The 4,891-nt window shown below is 64.0% G+C and carries 5 protein-coding genes; 2 read left to right on the top strand and 3 right to left on the bottom strand.

The window, feature by feature from the left end; genetic code table 11:
- The first annotated feature begins 143 nt into the window (after positions 1 to 143).
- Positions 144 to 1,793, top strand: coding sequence for an amidase (locus tag GSQ76_RS25260; protein WP_158746868.1), 1,650 nt, complete (start codon positions 144 to 146; stop codon positions 1,791 to 1,793).
- Positions 1,794 to 1,799: 6 nt separating this feature from the next.
- On the opposite strand, the gene GSQ76_RS25255 is transcribed toward GSQ76_RS25260, so the two are convergent.
- The gene (locus tag GSQ76_RS25255) at positions 1,800 to 2,522 is read right to left on the bottom strand and encodes an SH3 domain-containing protein (RefSeq protein WP_216851290.1); all 723 of its coding nucleotides are present in this window, start codon (positions 2,520 to 2,522) and stop codon (positions 1,800 to 1,802) included.
- Positions 2,523 to 2,700: 178 nt separating this feature from the next.
- On the opposite strand from GSQ76_RS25255, the gene GSQ76_RS25250 reads away from it, so the two are divergent.
- Complete coding sequence (locus tag GSQ76_RS25250) at positions 2,701 to 3,495, top strand: CoA ester lyase (RefSeq protein WP_158746866.1); 795 nt, start codon at positions 2,701 to 2,703, stop codon at positions 3,493 to 3,495.
- A 129-nt stretch (positions 3,496 to 3,624) separates the two neighbouring features.
- On the opposite strand, the gene GSQ76_RS25245 is transcribed toward GSQ76_RS25250, so the two are convergent.
- Both GSQ76_RS25245 and GSQ76_RS25240 read right to left on the bottom strand, forming a co-directional pair.
- On the bottom strand, positions 3,625 to 4,263 hold the full coding sequence (locus tag GSQ76_RS25245; RefSeq protein ID WP_158746865.1) for a site-specific integrase: 639 nt from the start codon (positions 4,261 to 4,263) through the stop codon (positions 3,625 to 3,627).
- A gap of 450 nt (positions 4,264 to 4,713) precedes the next feature.
- On the bottom strand, positions 4,714 to 4,848 hold the full coding sequence (locus tag GSQ76_RS25240) for an SDR family oxidoreductase (protein WP_158746870.1): 135 nt from the start codon (positions 4,846 to 4,848) through the stop codon (positions 4,714 to 4,716).
- Positions 4,849 to 4,891: the final 43 nt, after the last annotated feature.

The following is a 4,891-nucleotide window of genomic DNA, read 5'->3' as shown; positions in this document are numbered from 1 at the left end:
TGGCCGCCAATTGGACCAGTTGTGCGAGGCGATGCCGCATGTGGACACCATGCGCGCGACGATCCCGTTCGACCAGCCATTGTCGCTGGAGCCGGCGAACACCTTCCGCGTCCCACCTTTCGTCGCTGCGGAGTGATCGCACCATGCCCGATGACCAGCAGGTGCCAACAGCACTGCATGAGCTCACCATCGCCCAGGCGTCTGCCCAGATAGCCCGCGGCGCACTCTCCCCAGTAGAACTGGTCCGCGCCCTGATCGCGCGGGCGGAGGCGCTGAACCCGGAGCTGGACGCCTATCTGCTGCTGACTGCGGAGAAGGCGTTGGCTCAGGCGCAGGAGGCGGAAACCGCGATCCGTGCCGGAAACCGGCGTGGCCCGATGCACGGCATTCCCTTCGGGCTAAAGGACATCTTCTTCACCAAGGGCATCCGCACCACCGGGCACTCCCGCGTCTGCGCCGATTTCGTGCCAGACCGGGACGCCACCACCGTTACCAAGCTGTATGAATCGGGCGCCGTGTTGATGGGCAAGCTGGCCACGCATGAATTTGCGCATGGTGGCCCGTCCTATGACCTGCCCTGGCCGCCAGCGCGTAACCCGTGGAAGCTGGGTCACATCACCGGTGGCTCCTCCAGCGGCTCCGGTGCAGCGATCGCGGCCGGATTGGTCCCGGCGGCGCTGGGCACCGACACGGGTGGCTCCATCCGCAGCCCGGCGGCGTTCTGCGGCATCGTGGGGCTGAAGCCGACCTACGGGCTGGTCAGCCGGACGGGCGTGTACCCGAACTCCTTCACCTTCGACAATGCCGGGCCGATGACGTGGACCGTCGAGGATTGCGCATTCCTGCTGCAGGCGATCGCAGGCTACGACAAGGAAGATCCGGGCAGCGCGCAGGCCGACATTCCGGATTACCGGGCGGCGCTAACCCGGGATATCCGCGGGCTACGGATCGGGTTCATTCGCCATTTCCACGAGGAAGATATCGAAACCACACCATCCGTGGCCGCGGCGCTGGAGGAAGCGGCGGAGGTCCTCCGCTCCTTGGGCGCCGTTGTAGAAACCGTGCGACTGCGGCCGGCCACAGTCTATGGTGACGTCAAGATCACAATCGCCGAAAGCGAACTATTCTCGATCCACGAAGCCACCTTGCGCACTCGGCCTGGCGATTTCGGCTTGGATTTCCAGGGCCGTGTGTTGGGTGCGCTGATGATCAGCGGCTCGGACTACGTCGCAGCACAGCGAGAACGCCGAGCGATCCTGGCGGAGATGCAACCGGTGTATCGCAAATACGACGCGCTGATCACCGCTGGCGCCGGTGGGCCCGCCCCCGCCCACGGGTCGTGGCGGACGATCAATTTCTGGAAGAAGGCATCCTTCACCACGCCGTTCAACGTGGCGGGCATGCCAACCATCGCGCAATGCATGGGCTTCGCAGACGGTCTGCCGCTGTCGCTACAAGTCGCCGGCCGGCCGTTCGAAGAAACGACAGTGCTGCGCATCGCTCACGCTTACGAGAAAGCGACCGACTGGCGCGCCAATCGCCCGGCGTTTGAGGCCACTACGATCGCCCCTCCCCTGCCCCAGGAGCCGGTCCCCCCGATTGCCACAGTAGATGCCGCCACCCGTGCCCGGGTCGCCCTGGTCTGCAAACGCGCCGGACTGACGCTGAGTGAGCCCGCGTTCGAATCCCTTTGCGCCGCCGCCCCTCTGGTGGAGGCGATGACCCGGCGGCTCCGTCGCGAGCGCGACTTCGATCTGGAACCAGCCAATGTCATGCGTATGGTGCAGGCGTGACAACGGTCAGTTGTTGAAAGGGCGTCCGGGTCCTTCCTGACGCGGCCCGCCACCCGGCGGTCCGCCGGGATGACCGGGCTCGGGATGCGGCGATGGCGGTGCATGCTGAAACCCACCCGGCGGCCCCGGCTCGCGACGAGGCGGTGGCGGGGCGCCGACATTGCCAATAGGGCCGCGACCACCGAAACCGCCCGGTGGTCCGCCCGGCCCACCAGGCGGGCCACGGAACTCGGGAGGGCCACCTGGGTGGAACTCGGCAGGGCCGCGGCCGAAATCGCCACCACGAAATGGGGGTGGCGGTGGACGCGGGCCGCCATAGCCGGGGCCACCACCGAAATCGCGGCCGCGCCAACGATCCTCAGTCCCGTAGAACGGGCGGTCGCGATAATACCGGTCCCAATACGGGCCAACGCTGAAGCCCACGAATGGAAGGCCGATTTCCCCGCCGTATTCCGCCAGTGGTGCAGGCCGGTTCTCATACACGACTTGCAACGTCACCCCCGCCGCCCAACCGCGTGCAGCACCTTCGGGGCCATTCACACCGATATCGCACCAGGTCCAACCCGGAAGGCAACCATAGATCTCCGTCGGGGTGCCCGGCGGTAATTGCGCAACCACGGGATAATCAGTTCCAGGCCCTGCCCGCAGATTGACGCCCTGCACCACGTAGCCCGGCGCCGCCTGCGCCACGGCGCCGATACACACAAACCCCGCCGTAGCGACCGCCATACAGAGCCTATTACTTAGGTGCATCTCGAACCTCGACCCAAACTGAGCAGCGGAGCATCAACCCCGATTGAGGCCGAACTTGGACCACATTACGCCGCTCCTTGCCGCGGGTTTCGGGCTATCGAAAACACGCCAATTCTGCGACAGGGCTAATCGGCATTGCAGAGCGAGCAAGACGATGGCGAAAGCGGCCCACAAGATCGATTTCCAACCCGTGCTGTCCGGCGCCGGGCACAAACTGGCGGTGTTGGACGCAATGGAGGCCTCTGCCGCTCGTCGCATCTTCATCGATCTGGAGGCGCTGGTTCCAGACGATCAGAAGGATGCCGGGCTCGAGGGCACGATAGAGGCGTTGAAGACCCGCGTCTGGGCCGGCAAAAGCGTCTGCGTGCGGGTGAACGGCTTCCATACCGACGCGACGTTCCACGAGATCCACCGCCTTATCACGCATGGTGGGCCACGCCTGGACGCGATTTTGTTCCCGATGGCCAACACCGCCGACGACATCGTCGCCATCGATCGCTTTGTCGACCAGACCGCCCGGCGAGCCGGCGCACCGAAACCCCCGGCCATCGAGATCCTGATCGAGACGCCCCGCGCCCTGACCGAGATCGTTGGCATCGCCCGCGCGTCCAAGCTGACCACGGCGTTGCATTTCGGCGCTGGCGATTTCACACGTGGCATGGGGATGACGAACTTCCCCTCCGGCTCCCCCCATAAGGAATACGGTATGTGGAGCGAGGGGTCGGCCGGGTCTGGCCCAATGTTCCATCCCGCGGACATTTGGCAACACGCTCTATCCGTCGTGGCGGTTACCGCCCGCGCATATGATTTGCTAAGCTTCGACGGTCCGTTCGTGGAGTTCACCGACATGGATGCGTATGCTCAACAATGCCGTCGGGCCCGGGCGTTGGGGTTATGTGGCAAATGGGCGGCGAACGAGCTTCACGTTACGACCCAGCTCGCGATATAAGTCCGGTCGGCATAGATCGTTGATATAACGACGTTTTATCCGCCATCAGAGAATGCCGCAGGTAATTCTTCGACCTCCACAAAACGCAAGGTAACCGCAATCGGTATCTTGAGTTTAGGCTGAGGCGGCTCAGGCTGAGCGGCAGGCGGCGTGCAGCACGGTCGGACTGATCGAATGCTCGCCATCACGCCCTGGGAACAGCCAATGCGTGGGCCGCGCCAGCCGCCAGTAGGATCGCAAGATACCCAGCAGCTGCGGTGAAAGCATGACGTAGCGGTCCCGCCCACCCTTGCCCTGCTCGACCCGGACAACCATGCGGCTGCTGTCGATATCGGCCACCTTGATGCAAGCAGCCTCGGCGGCGCGCAGGCCAGCCGCGTACGCCGTGGTCAGCGCGGCACGGGCCTTGAGGCTCGGCACTGCCTCCAGGAAGAGCACAACCTCGTCAGCCCCCAGCACCACGGGCAATTTCTGCGGCGTGCGGGCATACGGGATCCGCTCCGGCAGATCCGCCTGCTTGAGCGTCACACCATACAAGAACCGAAGGGCGCAGACCGTCTGGTTCAGCGCCGGCCAGGATATGCCGCCAGCAACCAGATGGACCTGGAAGCTGCGCACTTCTTCCAGGCCAAGCCGCTCTGGCGAGCGGCCAAAGAAGCGACCAAACTTGGCGACCGCATGCACGTAGGATCGCTGGGTCGCCGGCGACAGGTTGCGGACCGTCATGTCCTCGATCATGCGGCGGCGGAGGGGGCTTATCTCGGTCATCGGGGAGTCTCCCGTTCCAGGGTTGAGGGTAGCACCCAAACCCTGGCAGACCAGTCACCCAGCGCATCCCGCCAAAGACGCCTCTACCGCGCTAGCGGTTTAGTTCAATCCCAAAAATTGATCGGTCAGCAAGAATCTGCCAAAGTAGTGCTAGGTGTTTGGTCGCGGAACATTGTTGGGATTCGGTCGGCTTGGGTATGCGATCCGGTTCGACAAGACGACGTGGACGTCAAAAATCCATCGGCCGCCCTCACGCCAAATCGCCAGACGCGGTGTTTACTATGACCCTCCCCTAATTGGTCAACGAATGTGCGAATGGGTCGAATGTGTTCCCATCGTGCCGCTGCCCCAGCCCACACACGCGACCGCCCCACAGGCAGCGTCGCCTCTTCGTCGCGCCGGCTGCGCCCGCATTCCCGCAGCATTATACTGGCTTCACTTTGAGCAGCTTCACCGTGCCGTGTAGCCACCATCGACTAGGAGATCCGTGCCAGTCACGAAACTTGATGCGTCACTGGCGAGAAACAGCGCGCCTTGCGCAATTTCTTGTGGCTGGCCTAGTCGGCCGAGCGGGTGGCGCGGGATATTAGAGCGTTTTTAGCCTGACCTTTAATACCCGCAGTGTCGG

It is taken from the genome of Acidisphaera sp. L21 (assembly GCF_009765685.1).
Classification (GTDB): Bacteria; Pseudomonadota; Alphaproteobacteria; order Acetobacterales; family Acetobacteraceae; genus LMUY01.
This window is presented reverse-complemented; position numbering and strand designations above follow the sequence as displayed.